Annotated in this window: 26 protein-coding genes; 15 read left to right on the top strand and 11 right to left on the bottom strand. The window is 69.1% G+C overall.

Annotation, left to right across the window (positions count from 1 at the left end):
* The first annotated feature begins 1 nt into the window (after position 1).
* The 3 genes from hyoA (at position 2) to M0L44_RS00450 (ending at position 5,594) form a co-directional block, all read left to right on the top strand.
* Positions 2–4,396, top strand: a complete 4,395-nt coding sequence (gene hyoA / locus M0L44_RS00460; RefSeq protein ID WP_252767646.1) for an NACHT domain-containing antiphage protein HyoA — start codon at positions 2–4, stop codon at positions 4,394–4,396.
* Between the two features lie 296 nt (positions 4,397–4,692).
* A complete protein-coding gene (locus M0L44_RS00455) occupies positions 4,693–5,142 on the top strand; it encodes a LysR family transcriptional regulator (RefSeq protein ID WP_252767645.1) in 450 nt (149 codons plus the stop codon).
* Complete coding sequence (locus tag M0L44_RS00450) at positions 5,025–5,594, top strand: substrate-binding domain-containing protein (RefSeq protein WP_252768049.1); 570 nt, start codon at positions 5,025–5,027, stop codon at positions 5,592–5,594. Before M0L44_RS00455 ends, M0L44_RS00450 begins: the two co-directional genes overlap by 118 nt.
* On the opposite strand, the gene M0L44_RS00445 is transcribed toward M0L44_RS00450, so the two are convergent.
* Positions 5,580–6,278, bottom strand: coding sequence for a glutathione S-transferase family protein (locus tag M0L44_RS00445; protein ID WP_252767644.1), 699 nt, complete (start codon positions 6,276–6,278; stop codon positions 5,580–5,582). The two genes, M0L44_RS00450 and M0L44_RS00445, sit on opposite strands and share 15 nt — an antisense overlap.
* 206 nt (positions 6,279–6,484) lie before the next feature.
* Between M0L44_RS00445 and M0L44_RS00440 the strand changes: the two genes are divergently transcribed.
* From M0L44_RS00440 to M0L44_RS00425, 4 genes are all read left to right on the top strand, one after another.
* Complete coding sequence (locus M0L44_RS00440) at positions 6,485–6,955, top strand: MarR family winged helix-turn-helix transcriptional regulator (protein WP_252767643.1); 471 nt, start codon at positions 6,485–6,487, stop codon at positions 6,953–6,955.
* 44 nt (positions 6,956–6,999) lie between these two features.
* On the top strand, positions 7,000–7,395 hold the full coding sequence (locus M0L44_RS00435; RefSeq protein WP_252767642.1) for a DUF1398 domain-containing protein: 396 nt from the start codon (positions 7,000–7,002) through the stop codon (positions 7,393–7,395).
* Positions 7,396–7,566: 171 nt separating this feature from the next.
* Entirely contained in the window at positions 7,567–8,748 is a 1,182-nt protein-coding gene (locus tag M0L44_RS00430) for an MFS transporter (protein WP_252767641.1), read from the top strand.
* 91 nt (positions 8,749–8,839) lie between these two features.
* On the top strand, positions 8,840–8,995 hold the full coding sequence (locus M0L44_RS00425) for a hypothetical protein (protein ID WP_252767640.1): 156 nt from the start codon (positions 8,840–8,842) through the stop codon (positions 8,993–8,995).
* A 142-nt stretch (positions 8,996–9,137) separates the two neighbouring features.
* On the opposite strand, the gene M0L44_RS00420 is transcribed toward M0L44_RS00425, so the two are convergent.
* Complete coding sequence (locus M0L44_RS00420; RefSeq protein WP_252767639.1) at positions 9,138–9,578, bottom strand: hypothetical protein; 441 nt, start codon at positions 9,576–9,578, stop codon at positions 9,138–9,140.
* Positions 9,579–9,848: 270 nt separating this feature from the next.
* Complete coding sequence (locus tag M0L44_RS00415) at positions 9,849–10,718, bottom strand: CPBP family intramembrane glutamic endopeptidase (protein WP_252767638.1); 870 nt, start codon at positions 10,716–10,718, stop codon at positions 9,849–9,851.
* 274 nt (positions 10,719–10,992) lie between these two features.
* Here M0L44_RS00415 and M0L44_RS00410 point away from each other — a divergent pair, with 274 nt between their 5' ends.
* The 5 genes from M0L44_RS00410 (at position 10,993) to M0L44_RS00390 (ending at position 13,590) form a co-directional block, all read left to right on the top strand.
* On the top strand, positions 10,993–11,499 hold the full coding sequence (locus tag M0L44_RS00410) for a hypothetical protein (protein WP_252767637.1): 507 nt from the start codon (positions 10,993–10,995) through the stop codon (positions 11,497–11,499).
* Between the two features lie 113 nt (positions 11,500–11,612).
* Positions 11,613–12,416: a peptidoglycan-binding protein gene (locus tag M0L44_RS00405; RefSeq protein ID WP_252767636.1), complete on the top strand. Its 804-nt coding sequence runs from the start codon at positions 11,613–11,615 to the stop codon at positions 12,414–12,416.
* Positions 12,417–12,437: 21 nt separating this feature from the next.
* Positions 12,438–12,896, top strand: a complete 459-nt coding sequence (locus M0L44_RS00400) for a hypothetical protein (protein WP_252767635.1) — start codon at positions 12,438–12,440, stop codon at positions 12,894–12,896.
* Between the two features lie 2 nt (positions 12,897–12,898).
* Entirely contained in the window at positions 12,899–13,312 is a 414-nt protein-coding gene (locus M0L44_RS00395) for a hypothetical protein (protein WP_252767634.1), read from the top strand.
* Positions 13,309–13,590: a hypothetical protein gene (locus M0L44_RS00390; protein ID WP_022982542.1), complete on the top strand. Its 282-nt coding sequence runs from the start codon at positions 13,309–13,311 to the stop codon at positions 13,588–13,590. Before M0L44_RS00395 ends, M0L44_RS00390 begins: the two co-directional genes overlap by 4 nt.
* Before the next feature lie 35 nt (positions 13,591–13,625).
* Here M0L44_RS00390 and M0L44_RS00385 read toward each other — a convergent pair whose 3' ends face one another.
* The 3 genes from M0L44_RS00385 to M0L44_RS00375 form a co-directional block, all read right to left on the bottom strand.
* Positions 13,626–13,802 (bottom strand): hypothetical protein, encoded by a 177-nt coding sequence (locus M0L44_RS00385; RefSeq protein WP_252767633.1) that lies wholly within the window; start codon positions 13,800–13,802, stop codon positions 13,626–13,628.
* 61 nt (positions 13,803–13,863) lie between these two features.
* The gene (locus tag M0L44_RS00380; RefSeq protein ID WP_252767632.1) at positions 13,864–14,214 is read right to left on the bottom strand and encodes a hypothetical protein; all 351 of its coding nucleotides are present in this window, start codon (positions 14,212–14,214) and stop codon (positions 13,864–13,866) included.
* A 121-nt stretch (positions 14,215–14,335) separates the two neighbouring features.
* The gene (locus M0L44_RS00375; RefSeq protein ID WP_252767631.1) at positions 14,336–15,769 is read right to left on the bottom strand and encodes an aminotransferase-like domain-containing protein; all 1,434 of its coding nucleotides are present in this window, start codon (positions 15,767–15,769) and stop codon (positions 14,336–14,338) included.
* Between the two features lie 68 nt (positions 15,770–15,837).
* On the opposite strand from M0L44_RS00375, the gene M0L44_RS00370 reads away from it, so the two are divergent.
* Together M0L44_RS00370 and ccoG are read left to right on the top strand one after the other, a co-directional pair.
* Complete coding sequence (locus M0L44_RS00370) at positions 15,838–16,515, top strand: acyl-CoA dehydrogenase family protein (protein WP_252767630.1); 678 nt, start codon at positions 15,838–15,840, stop codon at positions 16,513–16,515.
* A gap of 8 nt (positions 16,516–16,523) precedes the next feature.
* Complete coding sequence (gene ccoG, locus M0L44_RS00365) at positions 16,524–17,972, top strand: cytochrome c oxidase accessory protein CcoG (protein WP_252767629.1); 1,449 nt, start codon at positions 16,524–16,526, stop codon at positions 17,970–17,972.
* 16 nt (positions 17,973–17,988) lie between these two features.
* Here the strand turns inward: ccoG and M0L44_RS00360 are convergent, their stop codons facing one another.
* The 5 genes from M0L44_RS00360 to M0L44_RS00340 form a co-directional block, all read right to left on the bottom strand.
* Complete coding sequence (locus M0L44_RS00360) at positions 17,989–18,654, bottom strand: Pnap_2097 family protein (RefSeq protein ID WP_252767628.1); 666 nt, start codon at positions 18,652–18,654, stop codon at positions 17,989–17,991.
* Between the two features lie 168 nt (positions 18,655–18,822).
* Entirely contained in the window at positions 18,823–20,127 is a 1,305-nt protein-coding gene (locus tag M0L44_RS00355; RefSeq protein ID WP_252767627.1) for an MSMEG_0569 family flavin-dependent oxidoreductase, read from the bottom strand.
* A gap of 330 nt (positions 20,128–20,457) precedes the next feature.
* A complete protein-coding gene (locus M0L44_RS00350; RefSeq protein WP_252767626.1) occupies positions 20,458–21,033 on the bottom strand; it encodes a hypothetical protein in 576 nt (191 codons plus the stop codon).
* Positions 21,034–21,084: 51 nt separating this feature from the next.
* Positions 21,085–21,354 carry a hypothetical protein gene (locus M0L44_RS00345; RefSeq protein WP_252767625.1) on the bottom strand — a complete coding sequence of 90 codons (270 nt, stop codon included), beginning with the start codon at positions 21,352–21,354 and terminating at the stop codon, positions 21,085–21,087.
* 126 nt (positions 21,355–21,480) lie between these two features.
* The gene (locus M0L44_RS00340; protein ID WP_252767624.1) at positions 21,481–25,185 is read right to left on the bottom strand and encodes a response regulator; all 3,705 of its coding nucleotides are present in this window, start codon (positions 25,183–25,185) and stop codon (positions 21,481–21,483) included.
* A 479-nt stretch (positions 25,186–25,664) separates the two neighbouring features.
* On the opposite strand from M0L44_RS00340, the gene cspE reads away from it, so the two are divergent.
* Complete coding sequence (gene cspE, locus M0L44_RS00335) at positions 25,665–25,877, top strand: transcription antiterminator/RNA stability regulator CspE (RefSeq protein WP_252767623.1); 213 nt, start codon at positions 25,665–25,667, stop codon at positions 25,875–25,877.
* Positions 25,878–25,944: the final 67 nt, after the last annotated feature.

Genomic DNA, 25,944 nt, shown 5'->3' with positions numbered 1-25,944 from the left:
TATGGAACGAAGATTTGGCGTCAACGCCAGCGAGGCCGCTTCGGAAGCGTCCATCGAAAGCCGCGGAAATGTCTACCTCGGCCAAACCATCGAATGGTCCACGCTGCTCCAGTCCCTGCGCGTCCTGCTGGTCGCCGAGGCGGGGGCGGGCAAGACCTATGAGTGCGAAGCGCAGGCCGACGACCTCTTCAAGCGCGGTGAGGCGGCCTTCTTCCTGCGGCTGGAAACGGTGGCCGCCACCGGGATTCGGTCTTCGCTCACCGGCGAGCAGTTCAAGAAGCGATTCGACGACTGGCGGGCGTCTTCGTCCCAGATCGGCTACTTTTTCTTCGACTCCATCGACGAGCTGCAGCTGGTACACGGAGACTTTCGCAATGCGCTCAAGCGCGTGCACGAGGATCTGGAAGGGGCGCTGGGTCGGGCAACAGTCGTCGTGACCTCCCGCCCCGTCGACATAGACCGACGAGCGTTCGCGGACGTGCTGCCGGTGCCCAAGGTCGCCATCGATGAAGGACACGGCGAATCGTTCGTCCGGACGGCGCTGGAAGGGCCGACCGACGACGACAAGGATCGATCCCCGCCCTTCCGGGAAGTGACGCTGCTGCCGTTCTCCGACGATGAGATCGCCGAGTTTGCCCGAGGCCAAGGCGTCAAGAACCCCGAGAAACTGCTCGAGGAGATCCGTGCCCGGCACGCGGAGGACTTCGCGCGCCGCCCGCAGGATCTGATCGAACTATGCGACAGCTGGCGGGATCACGGAAAGATCCGCTCGCACTACGAGCAGTTGAAGAGTCACATCAAGGCGAGGCTGCGCGCGCGCCCCAAGCGGAAGGAGCCGGCTGAGCTTACCCTTGACCGGGCGCGCACTGGCGTCCAGAGGCTGGCGCTCGCGGCCATCCTCAGTCGCCGCCTCACGATTCGCCACAGCGCTGGCGCGGATGTCGAAGGCTCGGGCGACGCGCCGCTAGTGCCGGATGACCTGCTGTCAGACTTCACATCCAGCGAGATTGAGACGCTGCTGCAGAGGCCGATCTTCGCGGAGGGCGGGTATGGCCGGGTCCGCTTTCATCACCGATCGGTGCTCGAGTTCTTGGCCGCCACTGAAATCGATTATTTGATCGGCTCCGGCGCGCTTGCTGTTTCGGCAGCCAAGCGGATGCTGTTCAGCCTCTCTGATACCCATGTGCTGCTGCCGAAGCCGTCCATGCGGCCCGTGGCTGCCTGGGTCGCCAAGATGCGTCAAGAGCTCTTCGACGCGGTCTTGAAGGTCGAACCCAGCACGCTATTGCTCTATGGTGATCCCGAGTCGCTCAGTCAGGACCAGTGCGCCCAAGCGCTCGGGGCGTACGTCAAACGCCATGGCGCCGGGCAATGGCGCGGCCTGGAATTGCCAAGCCTCCAGCTGGAACGGCTTGCTCGCCAGCCTCTGCACCAGGTCATCCTGGAGGCCTGGTCGGCCGGCATTGAGAACCCCGAGGTCCGTCAGATCCTGTTGCAGCTGATTGCGGTCGGTCGGTACAAGCAGTGCGCCGATCTGGCGGTGTCGGTCGCCGAGAACAAGGCCTGCGAGGACCGGGAGCGGTTTGAGGCCTTGGAGGCGCTGGTCGAGCTGGACGACTACCGCGTCGATGCGCTGATCGAGGCTCTGGCGTCATCCCAGCTGGGCTGGGGCCATCGCATTGGCCGGTGGGTCGCGCAGAACTTCTACCCGAAGAACGTGACGGATGATCAGTTCGTTCGGCTGCTGACCGCTATCCCACGCGCGTCGAGACGGGACGATTTTTTTCCGAGCGGCATGGCCGCGATGCTCGAGCGCGTTTCGGTCAGCCGCGAGAGGCTGGAATCCTTGCTGCCCGGGGTGCTTGCGCTGACACGAAGCTCGGTCGTCGTGGACAAGGATGTGGACAGTCTGAACGATCGCAAGGGGCGGCTGCAAGCGTCCTACATCCTGCGCGGCCTGAGCGTGCGCCTCCTGCAGGATGGAAGTCGGGCGCCCGACCTGATCGATGCAGCGGTGCTGGGCTTCAGGGCCGCTGGCTACTCGTCGCTGGACAACGATCGTAAGCGCAAGCTGGTGGAGTTGATCGGCGAGTTGCCCGTGCAGGAGCGCCGTGCCGTCTTCGAATCAGACTTGGCGTGCGTCGCCCGCCTCGAGTCGCGCCGATCAGCCCAGATGGTGCTCGCTCGCCTGATGTTTCAGGGGCCGCTGCAGTACAGCATGGAGAAGGACGGACCCTGGGTGCTGCGCGACCTGGCCAATGCCGGCACCGACAAGGCACGGCGGTCGCTGCTGCTGCGCATGACGACCTACCTGGCGCGGACCGACGTGCCGGCAGAGATGCAGCCCGTGCGCGAAGCTGTGAAGGATTCGCCGGCACTCACGGCAGAGTTGGAAGAGCTCATCAAGGCAAATGTGCCGACGCGCCAGATGCGTGAGGCGCAAGAGCAAGAGCGCAAGCGCTCAGAGCGCCATGCTCTTAAGCAAGCTGGTTACCGGGCGGAATGGACCGCCTTCTGGAAGGAGCTCGCCGAACGGCCGGCGCTGGCGCTGGCGCCCGGCCGGGTCAAGGGCACGCTTTGGAAGCTGTCGACGGTGTTGAGCAAACGGTCGCGCGGCCGTGACAGGGTGCGCTGGGATCGCGAGTTCATCGAGAAGTCCTTCACGGGGCCGGTGACCGAAGCCGTGCGCAGAAGCTTGATGGCGTACTGGCGGGACATGAAGCCCACGCTCCCCTCCGAGCGCAAGGAGAAGAATACCTACTTGGTGGTCTGGACGTATGGACTGATGGGGCTGTACGCCGAAGCAGAGGATCCCCGTTGGACGCGCTCCATTAGTGCCGCCGAGGCCGATCTGGCCGTACGGTACGCGTTGGTGGAGCTGAACGGCCTGCCCGATTGGCTTGCGGCGCTTGCGGATGCCCACGGTCAGGTTGTCGAGCAAGTGCTTGGCAGCGAAATTGAAAGTGAGCTCAAGGGGAAGGGCGGCGGCGGCTGGCACTCGATGTTGCTGCAGAGCCTGCGATACGGCCGAATCGAGATCGCCCGGGTGTTGGAACGCCGCTTGGTCCTGTGGCTCCGCGGCCCTGGCAGGAAGCTGATGCACGGCCGTCACAGCCCGGTGGCGGAGGCAAAGCTGGATCAAGTTGTGCGCGTGCTGCTGGTCCATGGAACCCCGGAGACGAAGCTCTGGCTGATGGAGCTGGCCACCCGCGAGGTCATTGCGGCGAAGCAAGGGCCGTTTTTGTTCTTCTGGCTGCCTGTATTGATGCGACTCAATCCAGGGAGGGGCGCCGCCCTGCTTTTGCGCGCGCTCAGCGTCTTGCCCGTCGAACGCAGGGGCGTTGCCGTGACAGCCATCGGCAGCCTATTCAGCGAGCGGCGTGCCGAAGGAGGGCCCAAATGGAGCGCGGCGCTGGCGCCGGAGACGCTGCTGCGCTTGAACCAAGAGATCAACCGGCATGTCGTTCCGGCAGCAGATGAACAGCATGAGGATGCCTACTCGCCGGGTCCCCGAGACAACGCCGAGACCGGTCGAAGGCTGGTGTTTGACGCCCTGATCCAAGCAACTGGTGCGCAGGCCTATCAGGCGAAGCTGGCGTTGTCCACCGATCCGCTGTTCGCCCATGCCCGGGATCGCATCGCAGCTCTGGCGCATGAGCGGCTGGCGGAAGAGACCGATGCCAGCGTGATCTCGATGGAGGAGCTCGCGCGGCTCTTCCGGGGCAATGAACTCGCGCCGATGACAACAACCGACATGGCGCACCTGCTCAGTGACAGGCTGGACGATTTGCAGGACCTAATGGGCATCGACGCAAGTCCCAAGGCCGCCTGGGCCAAGGTGACCGATGAGAACACGCTTCGCCCCGCCATTGCCCACCAACTAGACATGATGTCAAAAGGGGCCTACACCGTCGACCAAGAAGGAGTCACCGTGGATGGCAAGGAGACGGATATCCGATTCCGGGCCCTGTCGCGGTACCAGGCGACGATCGAGCTGAAGATTGGAGAGAAGCCCAGAACTGCGACGGAGCTACGCGACACGATCGAAACACAGCTGGTCAAGAAGTACATGTATGCCCGCAACGCGAAGACGGGCTGTTTGCTAGTGACAGTGGCCGACCCGGAAAAGCGGTGGTATCACCCGGACACTGGTCAGCCCATGGACCGGCACCAGCTTCAAGACATGCTGACCGAGGCGGCGCAGCTCGCGCAGCAACGGGCGGGCGGCGAGGCGCGAGTCATGGCGCGCGTGCTGGACCTGACGCCCCGGCTGCCGAAAGAGCATCGTCCCGCAAAGGGCTCAAAACAGACGGCCAAGGCCAAGGCATCGGCGAAAACGGTCAAAGGCAGCAGGGCGGCCTCGAAGGCGGCTCGCTCGGGAAAGTCTGGCAAGTGACTAAGTAGCTCAGCGGCGCGCACCGTCGCGACGACCCCAAGCATATGGCGCTCGGCCTAGCGCTTCTCCCAGTGCTATTGAGGTTTCCTCGGCGATGCCACCGGCTCGACGCTGAGAACTGAGACTGCTACGGCCCAAGGAATTTCCAAGCATTCGGATACCGCAAAGCGGTCGTTGATGAACGTCCGCCTTCAGTCTGTGGCTGCCTTCCGCAGCCAAGACCAAGTACGCTGACCCAGCTGTGTCGCCCCGAACCGAAACCCACCACCCATACGCCCCCAGCGACAATCCCGCCCATGAGCCGCCCCTCTGCCCTCGACTGGGATGACCTGCGCATCGCGCTGGCCATCATGGAAAGCGGCACCTTGTCCGGCGCGGCGGCTGTGCTGCATGTCAGCCATCCCACGTTGTCGCGCCGGCTGCAGCTGATGGAGCAGCGCCTGGGAACGCGCTTGTTCGTGCGCACGCCGGGTGGCCTTCGGCCGACGGAGGCGGGCGAAGAGGTCCGGGTGCTGGCGCTGCGCTTTCGCGAGGAGATTGCCAGCCTGGAGCGCCGCGTGGCCGGCGCGACGATGGCCATGACGGGCCGGTGCGCGTCACCGCGCCGGACGCGGTTTCTGAATACCTGCTGCCCGGCGTGTTGGCTGCGGTGTGCCGCGCCCATGTCGGCCTGCAACTGGAGCTGCATGTCTCCAACGATGTGGTCTCGCTGGCCCAGGGCGATGCCGACATCGCGCTGCGGGTGACGCGGGCGCCGCAGGACACCCTGCGCGGTCGCGAGGTGGGGACGGTCGCGATGGCGGTCTATGCGCCGCGGCAGTGGGCCGGCGCGGGGGATGCTTCGGCGTCGGCCACTGCCTTGCCGTGGGTGGGCTTTGATGCGGGGCTGGCTTGCAGCGCGCCAGGCGCCTGGCTGGCGCGCAATGTTGTCGCGCAGGATGTGCGCTTTCGCGCGAACACCTTGCTGGGGGCCGCGCAGGCGGCGCGCACGGGCATCGGGTGTGCCGTTCTCCCGTGCTTCGTCGGCGGGTCCATTCCGGAGTTGGTGCGGCTGGGGCCGCCGCTGGACGAGCTGGCCCAGCCGCTGTGGCTGCTGATGCATGAGGACGTGGCGCGCGTGCCGCGCATGCGCCGGGCGAGCGCGGCGCTGGCGGAGGAGATCGGGCGCGCGTCCGGGCTGATGTCAGGCCTGGGCTGAGTTCTCCAGGGCCGTGGCCGCCAGGCCCGCCATGTGGGAGCCCCGCCCGGCCAGATAGCGCAGGAAGACCTGGCCGTAGTCCGGCACGACGGCGGCCCGCACGCTCGGCCGCTGCGCCAATTGCTGGCGATAGGCCGCCGTGGCCGGCAGCCCCTGCAGCAGCCCGAAGTCCCCCAGGCGGTCAAAGCTGTCCAGCAGCCGGAAGACCGGCGCGAAGGCGGCGTCCACCAGGCCAAAGCGTGCGCCACCGAAGTAGGGCCCGGCGCCGGTGGTCAGCGGGCCTTCCAGCCGCGCAAAGCGTGCGGCCAGCTCCGCCCTCTTGCGCTCGAAGCTGGCGGCGTCCGGCGCCATGTAGAAGCCGAAGACATCGGCGATCACGGCCGAGGCGAACTCGGCCCACGCGCGGTGGCGGGCCCGGTCCAGGGCCTGGGTTGGCCACAGCGGTGTCCGGTCGGCGGCGGTCTCCTCGATGTACTCGCAGATGACCGAGGTTTCGAACACGGCGGTGTCACCCACCCGCAGAACGGGCACCTTGCCCTGGGGCGACAGTTGCATGAACCAGTCCGGCTTGGCGGCCAGGTCGATGTAGGTTCGCCGGGCCTCCAGGCCCTTCTCGGCCAGTTGGATGGCCACCCGCTGGGTGTAGGGGCAAAGGGTGTTGCTGATCAGTTCAAGGTCGTGCATGGCGTGTCCTGTTGGCAGTGGGCACGACGTTACGCAGGGTTGGTGCACGGCACCATCGAAAGCTTGTGCAGCCTGCTGTGCGCAAATTTGCAGGCGTTGTCGCAGGCTTTGTCCCCGTGGCGGCCATCTCTCGTGGCCAGATCGAAATGCCTTGACGCAATGTTTCCGTGGAAACTAAACTGTGAAAAGTTTCCCGGGAAACCCCTTTGCGCAAGAACAGCTCCACCCCGTCGCCATCCGCACTGGAGGCCCATCTGGGCTTCTGGCTGCGCTTCGTCTCCAACCATGTGTCCGCGCGCTTCCAGCAGCAGCTGGAAGCGCAGGGGGTCACCGTGGCCGAGTGGGTGGCGCTGCGCACCCTGTGGGATGGCGAGGCGTCCTCCCATGCTCAGCTGATCGATGCCCTGGGCATGACCAAGGGCGCCGTGTCCAAGGTGGTCTCCCGCCTAGAAGAAAAAGGCCTGGCCGAGCGTCAGCATGCGGATGGCAACGCGCGCGACCAGCGGCTGGTGCTTACCGCAGCTGGTCGCAAGCTGTTGCCCCAGCTGGCCGCCCTGGCCGATGCCAACGACGAGCACTTCTTCGGCCACCTGGACACGGCGGAACGTCGTGCGCTGCTGAAGGCGATGCAGGGCCTGGTTCGGCACCACCAGCTCAAGAGCCTTCCAGCCGCCTGACCCGTCAGGACCGCCCGTCCCACCCTTCGACACAAGGAACGCTGATGAACGAATCCGCCCGCGCCGTCATCGAGGCCATCTTCCAGGCCTCCAACCAGGGCAGCATTCATTTCGGCGAGGTGATCGCCCGTCTGGTGGCGGCCGGGGTCGAGTCCTATCACGTCGACTATCGTGCTGGTCGCAGCGTCTACTACCTGCCGGACGACACCACCTTGGACCTGAGCTTCGAGCGGCCCCATGCGCCCATCGGCACAGCGTTCGATGCGGACGGCGTGCGCTCGGCCATCCGAGGCGCCCAGCAAGGCCGCGTGATGTACCCCGAGTTCAAGGCGCTGACGCAGGCCGTCGGTTGCATCGGCTACACGGTCTGGATCGCCGGCCGCCATGTCGTCTACCTGGGGCGCCGCGGCGAGAGCCATGTCGAGCGCTTTCCGGATTGAGGGCCTGAGACAGCGCCCTGGAGGCGGCGGCGGGCTGCGGCTGTCAGTGCTCGGTGTCCCCGCCTCAGCCTCGTACGTTGGCCGTGTACCGTCTGAAGTGTGGGAGCCTTTGAACGGCTCAACTCTTCGGCCCCAAACACAGCTGTCGCTTGTTTCCGCCGAGTCAATCTGATGTCGCACCGCCAACGCCAGAGACTCCACCCCGATGTGCTCAAGCTCGGCATGGTGAGTTTCCTGACCGACGTCAGTTCCGAGATGATCTTCGCGGTGTTCGCCGTCTTCTTCACCACGGTGGCCGGAGCCTCCAGTGCGTTGCTGGGGCTGATCGAGGGGCTGGCGGACTTCTCCGCCTCGTCGTTGAACTACCTCGCCGGGTGGATGTCGGATCGCAGCGGTCGGCGCAAGTGGTTCGCCATCGCAGGCTACGCCTTCTCCACATCGGCAAAGATCATCCTGCTGGCGTCGTCGTCCATCGCCGCACTCAGCGTCTTTCGCGTCATCGAGCGTTTGGGAAAGGGCTTTCGCGGACCGCCTCGCGATGCATGGCTGGCATCGCTCTCAGACAAGAAGTCACGGGGCTTTGCATTTGGCGTGCACAAGGCGCTCGACAAGACAGGCGCTGTCATCGGACCTCTCGTGGCTTATGGGCTGCTGTCATGGCTGGGGGAGTCGGCCAGCACGTACGCCACGCTGTTCTGGGTTGCCTTCGTGCCGGCCGTCATCAGCGTTCTGGTGCTCACACGCATTCCCGACCAGCCCGGCGTAGTCCACGAGCGCGAGGGCGTGCGACGGAATTGGCACCAACTCACACCGGCCTTCAAGCGCTTCCTGCTGCCGAGCGCAGTCTTTGCGCTCGCGTACTTCAGCCTTGGCTTCATTCTGCTCAAAGCTCACGCCGTGGGATTCGGCATGACCGAGACCGTGCTGTTGTATGCGCTGTTCAACACCACCTGCGTGGTTGCCGCTCCATGGGTCGGCTGGCTGGGTGATCGCATCGGACGCACCCGCATCGTCTTGCTGGGCTACGCGGTGTATGCCGGTCTCACTCTGTGGCTGGTCTTCGCCAGCAGCCGCTGGGAGATCGTCGTCGTGTTTGCCGTGTACGGCATCTTCTATGCCATCGACGAATCGCAAAGCAAGGCCTTCATCGCCGACCTTGAGCCAGAGCGGCGCGCCACGGCAGTGGGCGTTTACAACTTTGTCGTCGGCGTGATGTACCTGCCCGCATCCCTGATCGCAGGGGCCCTGTGGGCCGTCGCGCCGAGCGCTGCGTTTGCTGCATCGACGCTGCTGTCGGTCGTCGCGATAGGAACGTTCCTGTTGATGGTGCCTGAACCTGCGCAATCGGCCTGATGTCGACTTCGCGCGCCCAGCTCGCGCGGCGCCCATCGGCCAGGAGCGGCCGCTCGTAAGCGTCGGCTCGGCAACCGTTCCGATCTTCATCGTGTTGTTTGCCGCCGTACGTCTGAAGCAGACGGTGACCGCGACTCAGAAGACCGGCATTGCGGCGGCCATGTTCGGCGATCAGTTGGGTCTCTCGTTCGTCATCGGAGTCGCCGCTGTGCTGGTCGGTCTCCGACTGACCCTCAAGGCGACATGACGGCGAGCGGGCCGAACGTCTGCACTGCGGCAACGACATCACGACGGCGTACAGCAGGTTTGAATAGAAGGCGTTCAACCGGCATCGTGCCTACAAGCGACCGGAATCGGTCTGATGCCGAAGTCCGCCGGGGTTCGGCCGCTCACACCTTGGCGAGGAAGGCTGCCGCATCACCCGCTTCACACTTCCAGTCTGCGAAGACCCCGACCAGATTGCATTCCACGCAGTGGCAAGCGATGTAGTACCAGCGCACGTCATGTGTGCCCTCGTAGACGGAGACGCCGGACATCAGCTCAAACACCTCGTTCTCGCACACGCACTCGTGCGTCTCGGGAACGGCTCCTTCGACGTAGTCCGCGCTGTCGCCCATCAGGTGATCCTGCCCACAGTCGGTGCAGGTGCGGATTGCCACGCCGGCTTCTTCATCGGTCTGCAGCGCGAAGGTCCGACACCCGCAATCGCATTTGGACGCGGCAAACCGGACGGCCTCATGGCGATTTGCAATGCTGTAGCTGCGAAGCTCGGCTTGGGTGTCGCCGGACGTCGTTCCGTACCAAAACTCGCCCTTCTTCGTCAGTGCCATTGATGCTGCTCCATTCTTCAAGGTGGGCTGCCCGGCAGGTCCGACGCCAGGCTCGCACGGTTCATTTGGATTTTGCCTGGAGGCCCGGCGATCGTCGTCAAGGGCCCGGGTTTGGGGTGGTCGCCGACAAGGGCTGCGGACAGCCTTGAATGCCGATCTCTTGGAGATTGCAATCATCCGGCGGCCACCGATTCCCACGGTTCACGTCAGCCGGGAGCCGAAACGCATCAGAGACCGGCAGGCGTGCAGCGGGCGCGGTCGGTCGAGTCTTTAGGCCGAGTGGTGGCTGTCGGCCAACAGCGGGCCTTGGCGTGAGCGACCCGACGCGGCGACGGCGAGCATCACCACGGCAAGTGCCCAGGCCGACGCCTCCAGTCCGAAGTTCCCGCCGGTGAGCCACGCCGGCTGGCTCCCCAGGTCGACATGGAACCAAGCATGCGGCGAAGACAAGCCGCTGACGCCGAAGCCCAGTGACTCTTGCAGCAGGTTCCAGCCGAAGTGCAGGCCGATCGGCATGGCAAGCGAGTGCGTCCGCACATACAGCAGGCTCTGCAGCACCGCACCTGCAAAGAGGTTGGCCATCGCCAGGCTCAGCAAGGGCCAGCCGACGTCCAGGTTGCCCGGGAGATGGCCGAGGCAGAAGAGGACACCAAACACCAGGATGGCCGGCCAGGTCCCCATCCCGCGCGCTGCACGCTGGAAGGCATAACCGCGAAACAGCAGTTCCTCGAAGATCGCGCCGCCCAGGAACATGACGGCGAGCTTCAGTTCAACCTGCAGCGCGGGCGCCGCTGTGGCAGTCAAGCGAACGCCGGCAAACGCGCACACCGCGACCGCCGCGGCAGCGATCAATGCCACGCCGATGAGCATGCCGCCGGCGAACTGAGCCAGGAATCTCCTGTCCAGCTTCAACCCGACGCTCGCGAGTGATTCGGATTCGAGCCAGGTGGCGCCACGCGTGATCCCGATGCCCAGTACGGCGATCAGGATGGCGCTCGGCGCGAAGGGCTTCAGCGCCTGAGGCAGGCGATGTCCGATCAAGCCGACGACAGCAAAGCAAGCCATCGCCGCGAGCACGAACAGGGCGGCCTTCCAGCCGTCGCGGACATGCCTTCGTTCGTTGTGCAAGGACAGTTTCACGTCGCTCCTCTGCAGGGTGATGAAAAGAAGCGAGGATCATCGGCAGGTCGCGTGGGACGCGCGAGCCTCCTGTGACGAAGCGGGCCGTTCGACGGACGCACTGCATGGCGGCGGGATGGCCGTCGGCGGCCGTGATTGGCTGGCTCTTGGGAATGGAGGGATTCCAGACCGCGATGGGCGATTGGGAAGTGGATCGGCGGGTCCCGGTCTCCGAGCGCCGCTTGGCATGTCTCACCCATTTCGCTTTTAATGCGCTGGTTTCCACGGAGCCCCCATGTTCCCCCGCGCCCTCATCCCCGTGGCGGCCACCCTGGTCGCCTTGTCCGGCCCGGCTGCCCAGGCGGCCACCCCCACGGCCTGCACCCCCGACGAGCAGGCGGTGTTCCAGTGCGACATCGGCGCGCGGCGGGTGGCGGTGTGCGCTTCGCGCGGGCTGGGGGCGCAGGGCGGGCGGCTGCAGTATCGCTATGGCCGACCGGCGGCGGTGGAACTGGCCTATCCCCCTGCCGACACGCCCTGGCGCGACGTGACGCGGGGTGGCACGCTGATGTTTTCCGGCGGCGGGGGCGCCTGGCTGGCCTTCACGCGGGGCGAGCACCGCTACGTCGTCTACACCGCCATCGGCCAGGGCTGGGGCGACAAGGCCGGCGTGGTGGTGGAGCGGGGTGGCCGGCGCCTGGCCGCGCTGGCCTGCACCCAGCCGCCGGTGTCCGACATCGGGCCCGAGCTGTTCGAGCGGGCAGGCATCGCCACGCTGGAATACGGTTTCGAGCTGCCCTGAGTCCCCTTCTTAAGGGGCACCCGCCACCTTGAGGATGGGCGGCGGCGACAAGGCAGCGTAATGTGCGCAGGCGCTGCGCCGTGGGGCGCGGGCACATCCCATCGAGGAGCGCCATGATTCCCGTCGATGCAGTGACCATGCGCGAGATTGCGCCCCGCTTCAGTGGCGAACTGGCCGAGCACCAGGACGCCATCATCAACGCCGTGGGCCCGGTGCTGGCCAGCACCCTGGCCGCCTACGAGATCGACACCCGGCTGCGCATCGCGCACTTCCTGGCGCAAACCTGCCATGAGTCGGCCAGCTTTCGGACCACGGAGGAATTCGCCAGCGGCCAGGCTTACGAAGGTCGCAAGGACCTGGGCAACACCCACGCCGGCGACGGCGTGCGCTACAAGGGCCGCGGCCTGCTGCAGCTGACCGGCCGGGCCAATTACCGCGAGATGGGCCAGCGCCTGAGCGTGCCGCTGGAAGACCAACCCGAGCTGGCGGCCGAGCCGGTGCTGTCGCTGAAGATCGCCTGCGAGTTCTGGCGCCGCAAGGCCATCAACCCGCTGTGCGACGCCGATGACGTGGTGGGCGTGACGCTCAAGGTCAACGGCGGCAGGAACGGCCTGGCCGAGCGCAGCCAGCTCACCGCCAAGGCCAAGGCCGCCATCGCCCGCATCCAGGGCCTGGTGATGACCGGCGAAGCCCCGCCCACGGCCAACCGGCCGGTGCTGCGCCGCGGCTCCCAGGGCGAGGCCGTGGGCGATCTGCAGCGCAAGCTGCAGCAGCGCGGCTTCAGCCTGGCCATCGACGAGGACTTCGGCGCCGCCACCGAGGCGGTGGTGATGGTGTTCCAGCGTCAGCAGGGGCTGGAGGCCGACGGTATCGTCGGTCGCGACACCTGGAACGCGCTGGACGCCAACAAGCGCTGACATTGCATCGGGAGGCCCGCCATGGCCACGACTTCGCTGGAAACCATGATCGGCACCCTGTTCACCGCGCCGGCCGACGCCGCGGTGAAGGCGGAGGCCGGCTACCGACGCATCTGGGCCGACTGGCTGGAGCAGACGCGTGACCTGGTGGGCCAGAACAACGTAGCCGCGCTGCAGCAAATGATGCCGCAGGCCCCGGTGATGAAGTTCAGCGGCGTGCTGGAGCTGACGCTGTCGATGCGGGTGGCCTCCATCAGCCAGGTGGACGGCAGCCTGTCCCTGGGCGCCGGGCCCATCACCGTGTCGGGTGGCTACTTCCGCCAAAGCTCGGAAGAGAGCGCGCTGACGGCCCGCGGCACCTTCACGCTGACCAACAGCGAGGTGGATCTCACCACCTACCTCTCGCGCATGGGCCTCACGCCCACGGACCCGGCCTCGCTCACCAAGGCCATCGACACATTGCGCGGCAAGGCACCCTGAACATGGCCACCCCGCCCAAGCCGCCGGCGCCCGAGCCCTCGCCCAACGACGTGATGCTGGAAGACGTGCTGTTGGCCTTGCAGAAGACCTTCAGCCGCCTGAGCGCCACCACCGGCCAGCGCAATGCCGAGGAGTTCCGCGACCAGGCCCGCGCGCTGATCGTCGGCGATGTGGATTTCGAGTTCACGGTGCAGGTGGCGCCGGCGCTGTCGGCCAAGCCGGCTGCGGCGGCCGCCCCGGGCCGCCGGCTGAAGGCCGCGGCCGCCCCCGCCGAGCCCGCGCGGCCGGACACCCTGCGCTACTGCGCCGAAGGCGGTGGCTTCCCGCTCAAGCTGTCCGGGCGCATCGCCACCGATGTGCGCCACGCCGAGGCGCCGGCTGCACCCCCTGCACCTGAACCGGGAGACACCCGATGAGCGACACCGTCACCACCGTGGCTGTGCCCGCGGTCGACGCCATCTTTGCCGAAACGGTGGACGCGCTGCGCCGTCAGATCGACCAGATGCAGCTGCAGGCCAAGGCGCAGGCCCAGGCCGGCCTGGCGCAGGCGCGGGTGGACGTGATCGACGTCGAGCTGGTGTTCAAGAGCGTGGCGGTGCAGGGCAGCTCGGGCCTGGCCAAGCTGCTGGTGTCCGACAAGCAGACCAGCAGCACCATGGAGCTGCGCTTGTCCACGCGGGTGCGCATCGACTGAACGCCCCGGCGGGCCGCCATGCGTGGCGGCGGTGTTCAGGCCGCCTTGAGCACCCGGTTGGCGGGCGAGGGCAGGGGGCTGTCCAGCCGTTCCAGCTGCAGGCCGGCATAGGCTTTGCGGACCTCTTCTTCCGAGCACCGACGCCGGGTGGTGAAGGTGCCCCAGATGGGGTGCCGGTGCACCTTCCAGAACCATTGCTTGTCGCTGTGCATGTTGTCGTCTCCTGTGTGCATGGCCTCTGGTGTACAGGCCGGTGGGCCCACAGGGTGAGCCTCAGGCCAGGGCATCTTCCGGCAAGGCGGGTGCCATGCCAAGGGCAGGGTCTTGCACGCCCTGGGCTTGGGCCCAGCTGGCGATGGCCAGGCACAGCAACTCCCAGGCGGTGCCGCTGCAGGCCCGGTGCGGTGCCACGTAGCGCAGCAGAGCGGCAATGCGAGCGGGGTCTGGCACCTTCTGGCTCATCAGGGCCCGCCAGGCGTGGGCGGCGCGGTGGCCGGCCGCCAGGATGGGGTCGGCGGGCATGGCCCCTGTCTCGGTGGAAAAGTAGCCGATCATCTCGGCACACACCAGCTCGGCGCTGTCGCGCGGGCGGATGCCCAATTCGGCATCGGTGGCTTCCCTCATGTCCTGTTCCCTGTCGATACTGCTGGCCTGGGTTGTCCCACATCCCGGCCCTGGTTTCGTCACCCAAAGGAGGGGATCGCGACCCCCGTGTGATCTGACTTGGGGATCGGGCTTGCGCGAGTCACAGGCCTGTTAGACGTCGGCGGGCCAGGCCGCCCAGGGTGCGCAGGGCCTCGTCCACCCGCACGTCGTCGGGCCGGCCGATGTTCAGCCGCAGGTGGTGCACAAAGCGCTGGTCGGCTGAGAACAGCACGCCCGGCGCGGTGGTGATGCCCTGGGCCAGGGCGTCCTGGCTCAGCGCCAGGGCGTCCACCCCGGCCGGCAGCTCCAGCCAGAGGAAGTAGCCGCCTTCCGGGTGTGTCACCCGGGTGCCGGCCGGAAAGTGCCGCGCAATCTGCCGGGCCGCCCGTTGCCGCTGGGCCGACAGCGCCTGGCGCAGCTGACGCAGGTGGCGGTCGTAGCCGCCGTGGGCCAGGTAGTCGGCCACGGCCCGCTGCGCGGGCAGCGAGGTGGCCAGGGTGCTCATCATCTTCAGGCGCTGCACCTGGGCGGTGTAGCGGCCGGCCGCGGCCCAGCCCACCCGGTAACCCGGGGCCAGGCATTTGGAAAACGAGCTGCAGTGCAGCACCAGGCCGGCCTGGTCGAAGGCCTTGGCCGGCAGCGGGCGGTGGGCACCGCCGTGCAACTCGCTGTACACATCGTCCTCCACCAGCGGAATGCCATGGCGGGCCAGCAGGGCCACCAGGGCCTTCTTCTTGGCCAGCGGCATCAGCGCGCCCAGTGGGTTCTGGAAGTTGGGCATGAACCAGCAGGCCGCCACCCGCCGCTGCTTGAGCAGCGCCTCCAGCGCCGCCAGGTCCACACCCTCCTGCGGGTCGGTGGCCACCTCCAGCGCGCGCAGGTTCAGCCGCTCGATGGTCTGCAGCGCGGCATAGAAGGTGGGCGACTCCACCACCACCACATCCCCCGGCCGGGTGCAGGCCTGCAGGCAGAGGTTGAGCGCCTCCATGGCGCCGTGGGTGATGACCAACTCGTCCGGGTCCAGCGCCACGCCCTGCTGGGCATGGCGGCGGTGCAGCAGCTCGCGCAGCGGCTCGTCGCCCCGCACCAGCGCGCCGGTGATTTGAGCGGGCTTGAGCTGGCGCATGGCCCGCGCGCCCGAGCGGGCCAGGGCCTCGAAGGGGAACAGCTCGGCCGGCGGGAAGGCCGAGCCCAGGGGCACGACGGCGGCGTCCTGCACGCTGCCCAGCAGTTCGAAGATCAGCTCGCTGACGCTGACCTTCTGCGCCCCGGGGCGCGGCCGGGCCACGGGCGGCGGCAGCGGCCGCGAGGCCTGGCGCGTGCGCACGTAGTAGCCCGAGCGGGGGCGCACCTCCACCAGGCCGCGGGCCTCCAGCGTGGCGTAGGTCTGGAAGGCGGTGGCGGGGCTGATGCCGTGGTCGGCGCAGAGCTGGCGGATGGAGGGCAGGCGGGCGCCATTGGGCAGCCGGCCCGCGGCGATGGCGGCCACCAGCTCCTCGGCCAAGCGCTCGTAGAGGAAGGGGGTGCCGGTCATCTGATCTGGTCGAAATGCGGCATCTCTGGATCTTACGGCTCAGGTGCCGGCGCCGCACCATGCCGGTCATGCACAGCAGCCCTTTCGATCTGGCGCCGGAGCCGCTGGAGACTTCGCGTTCGGCGGCCCACACCCTGCGGCGCCTGGGCCAGGCCGGCCTGTTCCGCCTGAGCCTGCCCAGCGAGCACGGCGGGCTGGACGCGCCCGTGGGCGATCTGGCCATGGCCCTGACCCGGTTGCGGGCCACGCACCCCGCCGCGGCCCGCCTGGCCCTGGCGCAGCTGGGCGCCATCCAGGCGCTGCTGCTGGGCGACAACGTGGCCCTGCGGGAGTTCCGCCTGCCGTCCCTTGTGGCGGGCGAACGCGCGGCGGTGCTGGCCGGCGGACCGCCCGGCCCCGCGCTGGAGGGCCTGCCCAGCGCGCCGGTCTGGCGCATCAGCGGCCTGCTGCCCGGCCTGGCCAACCTCTCGGGCGATGGCTTCAGCCTGATCGCCCGCGCCCGCCTGGGTGACACCCTGGGCTGGGTCTGCCTGGACAGCGAGACCGACGGCCTCGATGTGCTGCCGCCCCATCCGCCGGGCGATGCCGCGCTGGCGCGCCAGGCCGGCCTGGGCGATGTGCGCTGCCGCCGCGTGCTCTTCCGCGTGGACGAGCGGCTGGGCGAGGACAGCCTCACGCCCGCGCTGCAGGCCTTCCAGGCCCAGATCACCGCCAGCGCATCCACCACTTGTTCTTCACCCGTCTGAGCTGGGTCATGTCACACCGTCCCCATCCCATCGCCCCCGGCCATCTGCTGGACATGGCGCCCTGGCAGAAGATCCAGGCCCGCAGCGTCAGCGGCCGCTACACCCGGCTGCGCTGGGCCTTCGTCTGGCTCACGCAGCTGGCCTTCTACGGCCTGCCCTGGCTGAGCTGGGCCGGTCGGCCCGCGCTGCTGTTCGACCTGGAGCACCGGCGCTTCTTCGTCTTCGGCGCGGTGTTCTTCCCGCAGGACATGATCTGGCTGACGGCACTGCTGATCGCCAGCGCGCTGCTGCTGTTCTTCGTCACCACGCTGGTGGGCCGGGTGTGGTGCGGCTTTGCCTGCCCGCAGACGGTCTACACCGAGCTCTTCAGCTGGATCGAGCGGCGCTGCGAGGGCGACCGCCTGGCCCGCCAGCGCCTGGACGCCGCGCCCTGGGGTGCGCGCAAGCTGCTGCGGCGCGGCGGCAAGCACCTGGCCTGGAGCCTGCTGGGCCTGTGGACCGGCCTGAGCCTGGTGGGCTACTTCACGCCGGTGCGCGAGCTGCTGGCGGCCCTGCCGGCCGGCGCGCTGGGTGCCTGGGAGCTGTTCTGGATCCTCTTCTACGGCGCGGCCACCTACCTGCACGCCGGCTGGCTGCGCGAGAAGGTCTGCCAGCACGCCTGCCCCTACGGCCGCTTCCAGGGCGCGATGCTGGACAGCCGCACGCTCAACGTGGCCTACGACGCGGCGCGCGGCGAGCCCCGCGGCGGCCGTGCGCGCCAGGCCGATGCCCGCGCCCTGGGCCTGGGCTCTTGCGTGGACTGCACGCTGTGCGTGCAGGTCTGTCCGGTGGGCATCGACATCCGTGCCGGCTTCCAGGCCGCCTGCATCAACTGCGGCGCCTGCATCGACGCCTGCGACACGGTGATGGACAAGACCGGCCAGCCGCGCGGGCTGATCCGCTTTGCCTCGCTGGAAGGGTTGGCGCGCCCGCAGTCCGCCGCGCAGCCCGTGACGGCCGAGAAGGCCCCGCCGCGCCCCGGCCTGTGGCGGCCCCGTGCGCTGGTCTATGGCTCGCTGCTGCTGGCCACCGTGGCGGCGCTGGGGCTGGGCCTGCTGCAGCGCCCCACGCTGCGCATGGACGCGATGCGCGACCGCGCGGTGCTCTCGCGCGAGGTGGAGGACGGCGCCATCGAGAACACCTACCAGGTGCTGCTGCTCAATGCCCGTGACGGCGAGCGTGCTGCCGCGCTGCAGGTGGTGGCGGACCCGGCCCTACCCGGCCTGACCGTGGTGTCCGACCCGCGCGTGATGCTGCCGGCGGCCGACAGCCAGACGGTGTTGCTGCGCCTGCGCCTGCCGGCCGAGGCGGCGCAGCGCCTGCGCGGCCGCATCCTGCCGGTGACGCTGCAGGCCCGCACGCTGGAGCCGGCCCCCGAGGCCGCTCGCACCCGCACCACCTTCGTGCTGCCGCGCTGAGCGGGCCGCGGCGGCGTCACACCCGCAGCGTGGCCAGGTCGGCCACGCACCAGCCGTCGCTCTGGCGCTGCACCTGGGTCCAGCTCCAGTGGCCCAGGCCGGTGTGGCGCAGCGCGCGCAGCCGAAAGCGCAGGGCCTCGCCCGGGTTGACGTTGCCGTGGAAGACCATCTGCCGCTCGCGCACCACGCCCTGCGCAGCCCGTTCGGTGGCGTGCAGGCCCCAGTGGCCGTGGGCGCGATCGGCCAGGGCCTGGAAGCTGGCGAAGTAGAGCAGGCCGGCGCCGTTGAAGTCGTTGTAGGGGCAGGGCGTCACGGCCCAGTCGGCCAGTTCGGGCAGCACGGGCAGCTCGGCCAGAGGGGCCTGCGTCGGCAGCGCAAAGCGCTCCCGCCAGCCCTGGGCCCGCACCGCGCGCACGCTGGCATCGGCCGCCTGCGCGGCGCTGGCCAGGGCGGTGTCGGCCGCCATCGGCCCGGTGGGCAGCGGCACCCGCGCGACGGTGTGGTTGTCGCCCGCCCGTTCGCGCACCACGGCGGCGGTGAGCAGGCTCAGCTGCGCCACCTCGCCCTGCGGCCCCTGGGCCCACTGCTGGCTGAAGTGCCGCGAGCGGCCCAGCGGCTGGTGGGCGATGCGCAGGTCCAGGGTCTTGTCCTCGTCCACCTCGCGCAGGCGGGCGCTGCGCATCCTGCAGCGCCGAGGGCCGGCAGCCGTGGGTGGCCGCCAGCGCCTGCCAGTGCAGGTCGCCGGCGGTCTTGAGCAGCCAGTGTTCGGACAGGCCCTGGCTGCACAGCTGGGGCATGCCCAGGCGGATGCGCTGCGCCAGCGGCTCGGTCTGCGCGCGCGGCTGCCCGCTCATGCCGTCTCGGCCAGACGGGGCGCCGGGGCCGGTGCCCGCGCGGCCTGGCGCTGGGCGATCACCTCCACCAGGTGCTGCGCATCCTCGGCCACGCCCAGGAAGCGGCCCGAGCCCCAGGTGTTCAGCCAGGGCAAGCCCAGGAAGTACAGGCCCTCCACCGGCGAGACGCCACGGCGGAAGCTGGGGTGGCCGCGGCCGTCGAAGGTGGGCAGGTCGATCCAGTGGTAGTCGGGCCGGAAGCCGATCGCCCAGACGATGCTGGTGATGCCCTGGGCGGCCAGGTCCAGCGTCAGCGGGTCGGCTTCGGGCGCCCAGACCTTCTCGAAGGGCGGCTCCTCCGGGGCCTGGATGCCGTGGGCGGCGATGTACTTGTCGATGTCGCGCCGGATGGCGCAGTAGACCTCGTCGGCCTCGTCCAGGTTGCGGCCCAGGTCGGGGCGGAAGTGCACCGTGCCGCCCTGGATGTCGTCCAGCGTGCCGTAGAGCTTCACGCCCTGCAGGGCGAAGCGTCGCAGGTCGATCTCGTGGCCGCCGTCGCGGCCGGTCATGTAGTGGTTGGTCTTGTGGCGGGCCTCGTCGCCCAGCGGGTGCCGGTCCACCGTGAGCTGGTAGAAGCCCAGGTCGAACAGCCACTCGGTGGCCTCGCGGCCGCGGTAGACCCGTGGCGAGCGCGGCGCCGAGCCCACGGCCAGGTGCACCTGGCGCCCGGCCAGGTGCAGGTCTTCCATGATCTGCACGCCCGACTGGCCCGAGCCCACCACCAGCACCCCGCCCGGGGGCAGCTGGTCCGGGTTGCGGTAGTCCACCGAATGCACCTGGCGGATGCCCGCCGGCAGGCTGTGGGCGCACGGCGGCACGATGGGCAGGTCGTAGCCGCCGGTGGCCACCACCACATGGTCGGCCAGGCAATTGCCCATCGTCGTCTCCACCTGGAAGGCGCCGCTGGGGTGGCGGCTCAGCCGGGTGACGCCCACGCCTTCGTGGATGGGCGGGCGCACCTTGCGGGCAAAGGCCTCGAGGTAGGCCACGATCTCGTCCTTGACCATGAAGCCTTTGGGGTCCGGGCCGGCGTAGGGAAAGTCGGGCAGGCGGCACTGCCAGTTGGGTGTGACCAGGCAGAAGGTGTCCCAGCGGTCCAGCCGCCAGGCGTCGAAGGAGCGGCGCTTCTCGAACACCACGTGGTCGATGCCCTGGGCCTGCAGGTAGTGGCTGGTGGACAGGCCGGCCTGTCCGCCGCCGATGACGACGACGGGGTAGCGGGGGGCGAGGGCGGAGGCGGTGGGGGCAGGGGTGTTGGGCATGGCGGCGTGCGGAGCTGTCGAGACGGAGGACCCGCCGAAGGCCGGCGGTGCTGGGGTCTTCCGAATGCGATCTCCATGCCGCGCGCCGTGCGTGCGACGCGATCAAGGTGCGATCAGCGGCGGTGAGCCCGAGCTCGGGCTCGCCGAAGGCTGGGGCCATGGCGTGAGCGGCCAGGGCCGGTCCGCGGCCCGGCGCACCGACTTGCCCCGCCCGCCGTGCAATCAATGCATCCGATCAGGGGCGGGCATGCACCGGGACGGGCGCTCAGGCCGTGAAGAGCGAGCGCCACCGCGGCTGGCGGGGCCAGCCCCGTGGGCGGCCGTTGCTGCTCACTTTGGCGCGGCGGAGGCGGCCGCACCCACGGCCTGGGCCTGTTGCTGGACTTGCACCACGGTCTGGAGCGCCCGGGCCATGGCCTCGACGCCTGCGGTGGCGCTCAGCTGCGTGTCGGTCTCTTCGAGGCCGGCCATCACGGTGCAGGCACCGTGGTAGCGCAGCGCGTCGCCCACGGCCCGCTCGATGGTGTAGGTGCCGACGTCGCTGCCGCGCTTGGCGTCGATAGCGCCAAGCAGGGTGTCTCGCCGCAGCCGGATGCCCTTGGAGATGATGGTGGCGGCCTGGTTCTGGAAGTAGGTCTGGTCGTACTCGGCCCGTATGCCGGAAACGATGCCTGCGCTGCCGGCCAGCGCACGCGCGGTGTCCACCCCGGTGGCGATGGCGCCGCCGCCGGCCAGCAGCGCGGTCAGGCTGCCCAGCATGAAATCGGTGGCCGACTGGTGGCGCTGGATGTAGGTGAGGAAGACGTTGCAGCGCTGGCCAGATGCCGACAGGATGCGGTCCTGGATGGCATTGCGGTGCGCAGGCGTGTCGCGGACAGCGTCTGCGTGGTAGCGGGAGAAGGCCAAGTCGATCAGGCAGCCCTGCAGATAGTCGTCTCCGCGTGCGGCCTGGGCCTGTCAGACCTGCGTTGCCTGGGCTTGCACAGCTGGGTCGTCCGGGCCTCCGGACAGCAGGCGCACCAGGTCAAGCCGCTCGAACTCCGGGCCCAGCATCTGATGCACGCCGGCCGAGTTGACGCGGTCCGATCCACCGCCCAGCAGCGAGTACTCCGGGTCCCCGTGGGACTCCAGGATCGCGCACCCCGGGAGCAGGGCAGCGAGGACTGAGGCGGCCAGGATGCGCAGCGCCCCCCGGCGTGCGGACACAGGAACAGAAGATGCCGTCATGGGAGCCCTTCCGGGTGGAATCGCCACCGTTCGTCGCCCGACTATAGAAAGCGCCGCCGCGCGGGGCATCCCCACAAGCATGCATGGCCAGATGGCTTCGGGTCGGTGCGCTCTCCAGGCGGGCGTTCAGGCCCTGTGGCCGTCGACCGCCAGCACCGGTTCCAGCGCCTGCACCAGGGTCGTGAGCCGCTGCTGCAGCGCCCGCGCGGTGTCGGACCATTGCGGCAGGGCGTTCGGTGTGTCGCGCCCCAGGGCCAGCTCGAAGGCCTGGATCTCCCGCGCCAGCGCCTCGGCGCCGATGGATGCGCAGGCCCCGCGCAGCGAGTGGGCGGTGCTGCGCCAGCGCGCGGGGGCGTCCGGCGTGGGCTCGGGGGCGAAGCCCCGGGCCGGGTCGCGGTAGGTGCGCACGAAGACCTGCAGCAGGCGCTCCAGCCGGGCCTCGTCGCCGCCCATGTGGTGCAGGGCGGTGGGCAGGGAGAGTTCGGTCACGTCGGCCAGCCGTGGCCCCAGCGAGGGCCCGGCCGGCGCGGTGCCGCTGGGTGAGGCCGGGGCGTCCGGTCCGTCCGCGGCCACCGGTGGCAGCCACTGCAGCAGCTTGGCGTACAGCAGGGCCGGGTTGACCGGCTTGCCGATGTGGTCGTTCATGCCCGCGGCCAGGCAGGCGGCGCGGTCGTCGTCGAAGGCGTTGGCGGTCATGGCCAGGATGGGCAGGGCCTGGCCGAGCCGGGCGCGCAGCTCGCGCGTGGCAGTGAGCCCGTCCATCTCCGGCATCTGCATGTCCATCAGCACCAGGGCCGGCGGCCGGGCCAGGGCGGCCTGCAGGGCCTGCCGGCCATCGGCCGCCACCTCGACCTGCAGGCCCACCGCCTGCAGCAGCTCGCGGGCCACCTCCTGGTTGATGGGGTTGTCTTCGGCCAGCAGGATGCGCCGGCCGGCATGGTGCTGCCGCAGCGCCTGTTCCAGGCTGGCCCCATCGCTGGGGGACGGGGCGTGCGTGCCCGGCCGCGCCGAGGGGTGGAAGAGCTGGGCCAGGGCGTCCATCAGGTCCGAGGGGGTGATGGGCTTGGTGAGCACTTGGGCGAAGCCGGCCGCTTCGGCCTGCTGGTGCAGGCCCGGCTCGTTGAAGGCCGTCACCAGCAGGGCCGGCGGGGTGGTGCCGCCCAGCGCGGCACGCATGGCCCGCAGCGTGGCCGGGCCGTCCAGGGCGGGCATGTGCCAGTCCAGCACCAGCAGGTCGAAGGTGCGCCCCGCGGCGGCCTCGGCCTGCACCAGGTGCAGGGCCGCCTGCGGATCGTCCAGGGCCTGGACCTGCAGGCCCAGCACGGACAGGGTGTCCGACAGGGCGCTGAGCGACACCGGCAGGTCGTCGACCACCAGGGCCCGGCGGGTCTGGACGTCCGCAAGCAGGGCATCGGCTGGCGCGTCCACGGCGGCCGGGCAGCGCTCCACCCGGGCGGTGAACCAGAAGCAGCTGCCCTCCCCGGGGCGGCTGCTCATGCCGGCTTCACCGCCCATCAGGCCGGCGATCTTCCGGGTCAGCGCCAGTCCCAGGCCGGTGCCACCGTAGCGGCGGGTGGTCGAGGCGTCCGCCTGCTCGAAGGCCTCGAACAGGGCGCCCTGCTGTTCCGGCGCAATGCCCACGCCCGAGTCGCTGACCTCGAACCGGAGCTGTAGCCGCTGACCCTCCTCGGCCAGCAGGTGGCCGGCCAGGCGCACCCAGCCCCGTTCGGTGAACTTCACGGCATTGGTCAGCAGGTTGATGAGCGCCTGGGCCAGGTGCTTGGGGTCGCCGCGCATGCGGTCGGGCAGGTGATCGGCCTCCAGCACCAGCTCCAGGCCTTTGGCCCGGGCCTGCTCGCCGACCATGGCCAAGGCGCCCGACAGCAGCATGTCCCGCGAGAACTCGATGTGCTCGAGCTGCATCTTGCCGGCCTCGATCTTGGAGAGGTCGAGGATGTCGTTGATCACCTGCAGCAGGTGCTGGGCGGCCTGGTCCACCTTGCGCAGGCGATCGCGCTGGATTCCCTCGGAGAGATCGCGGGCGATCAGGTGGGTCAGGCCGATGATGGCGTTCATCGGGGTGCGGATCTCGTGGCTCATGTTGGCCAGGAAGGCGCTCTTGGCCCGGTTGGCCACCTCGGCCGCCTCCTTGGCCACGGCCAGCGCGGTGGTGCGTTCGGACACCAGGTCCTCCAGCCGGTCCCGGTGCAGGCGCAGCTGCTCGCTGGCCTGGCTGCGCTCGACCTCGGCCCGGGCCACCCGGATGCCCAGCGCCAGGTCGTGCGAGGTCTCGACCAGCACCTCGATCACCCCGGGGTCGAAGAAGTCGGCCTCGGCCGCGCCGATGGTCAGCACGCCGATCACCTGCTCATCCAGGCGCACGGGCAGGGTGATGCTGGCGTGGCAGCCCCGCAGCAGCGCGTCCCGGGCCCAGAGGGCGTCGTCGTCGCAGGTGCCCGGGTCGGTCCAGACCTGCAGCTGGCCTTCGCGCAGGGCGCGGCCCACCGGGCCACGGCCCTCGTCGGCGTGGTCCCAGGTCGGCGGCAGGCCGTCGAGCAGGCCCGCCTCGCTGCTGCAGCTGGCCATGGGGCGGATCTGGCCCTCGGCCTCGGCGTAGCCGATCCAGGCCAGGCGAAAGCCGCCGGCCTCGACGATGGCGCGGCACATCTGGTCCAGCAGCGAGGCCTCGTCGTGCCAGCCCAGCAGGGTGCGGTTGCCGGCCGACAGCACGCGCAGGGCCCGGTTGGCGTAATCCTGCCGGGTCTCCCGGTCGGCGATGGCGGCGGCGGACTGGTCCAGCGCCGCGGCCAAGCCGCCCACCTCGTCGGGGCTGTGGGGCAGCCCGCTGCGGGCGTCGCGCTCGCCCGCGCGCAGGCGATCGGCCATGTCTGACAGCCGGCGCAGGGGCGCCAGGAACCAGCGGTCCAGGGCCCGTTGTACCAGTAGCAGGGTCAGGGCCAGCACCAGCAGCAGGGAAGCCAGGGCCACCAGGGACTGGCGGCGCACCGGCCCCTCGATGGTGTGCTGGGAGATGCTCAGCAGCACCTGGTGCTGGTTGCCGGTGTTGGTGCGCAGAAAGGGCACGTGGGCGATCAGGCGCGGCTGTCCCAGGCGGTTGACCACGGCCAGGGTGCCCGGCTCCCCGGCCGCCAGCGAGCGGCGGATCTCGGCACTCTGCGCTGTGCTGCCGGCCCAGTGCTCGGCGTCCGGGTAGCGGGCGATGAACACGCCCTTGTCGTCCAGCAGGGACACGTTCAGGTCGTCCTGCTGGGTGACGGCCAGGGTGCGCCCCAGCCAGTTCAGGTTCAGGCCCAGGTAATAGACCGCCAGCACCTCACCCGTGCGGCTCCTCAGGGCCTTGCTCAGGGTGATGGTGGGCCGCCCCAGCGTGCGGCTGATGGTCATGTCGCCGATCACCAGCCCCTGGCTGGCCAGCGCGCCGCGAAACCAGCCGCGGTCCGCGAAGTTGATGGCCCGCGAGGAGGCGACGGCCGCGCAGGCCTTGTCGCCGTTGGGCAGGGCCAGGCCGATCTGGTCGTAGTCGGGTTCCAGCGTGAGCAGGTGGGCCAGCAGTGCCTGGCAGGTCGCCAGCGGCGCGGTGGGGGCCAGTGTGGGGTTGGCCATCAGGCTGTCCAGCAGGGCATCGGCCCGGCCCACCAGCGTGTCGCCGCGGGTGGCGATCAGCCGCGCCTGCACCATCAGGTCGGTCTCGGCCGACTGCAGACGCTGGCGCTGGTCCAGCCAGAGATGCCAGCCCAACAAGGCGCCTGCCAACAGGAACACGCCCAACAACAGCAGAAAGATCCGGGTTCGCAGGCGAAGTCGGTGCATGGATGGAAGTGCTCGCGGAGTTCGGTCGCGGATCGCGCAGCGCTCAAGAATGTGCGGTCCGCCCTGCCGTGGCAAGGGACTGCACAGGGTGCACTTCCTTCCGACGAATCATGCGAGGTGTTTCCCTTGGGGTGGGGCCGCTGTCTTGCCTCATGACAACGCAGCGCCTCAGATCGGCCTGCCGGGTCCGGGTTGCCCCGATCGGGGCTATCCCGCATCGGTCTTCCCAGGAGGCTGTCAAGCTGGCCCATCCCGGCGGGCACCGAGGGCACCGGGCCCTCGTCGCCGAAACATGAGCGCGCGCAGCGCTTCTCGTGTACCATCGCTGTGCTGATATGCACAAGACCGTCCGCTCTTAGGTCTTTCTTCCCGCTCCGGTGTTCTGCCGGCGGTCGAGTCGAATCCCCCTTCTGAAGATTTTCTTGGCGTCTCTTCGCCGGGCGTGCTATTGCGCTCTGCAACTTCGAAAGGAATTTGATATGACGACCGAAACTGGCACCGTGAAGTGGTTCAACGAAGGCAAGGGCTTTGGCTTCATCGCTCCTGATGGCGGTGGCAAGGACCTCTTTGCCCACTTCAAGGAAATCCAAGGTGGCGGCTTCAAGACGCTGACCGAGAACCAACGCGTGCAGTTCGAGGTGACCCAGGGCCAGAAGGGCCCGCAGGCATCGAACATCCGCAATCTGGGTTGATACCTTCAGCTCTGCCTGATGTCGGGTTCGCCCCGGCGTCAGCCGATGAAAGCGCGGCTTTGCCGCG

Source organism: Ideonella oryzae (assembly GCF_024055665.1).
Lineage (GTDB): Bacteria > Pseudomonadota > Gammaproteobacteria > Burkholderiales > Burkholderiaceae_C > Ideonella > Ideonella oryzae.
Note: the sequence above shows the minus strand (reverse complement) of the source record. Positions and strands in the feature narration are given on the sequence as shown.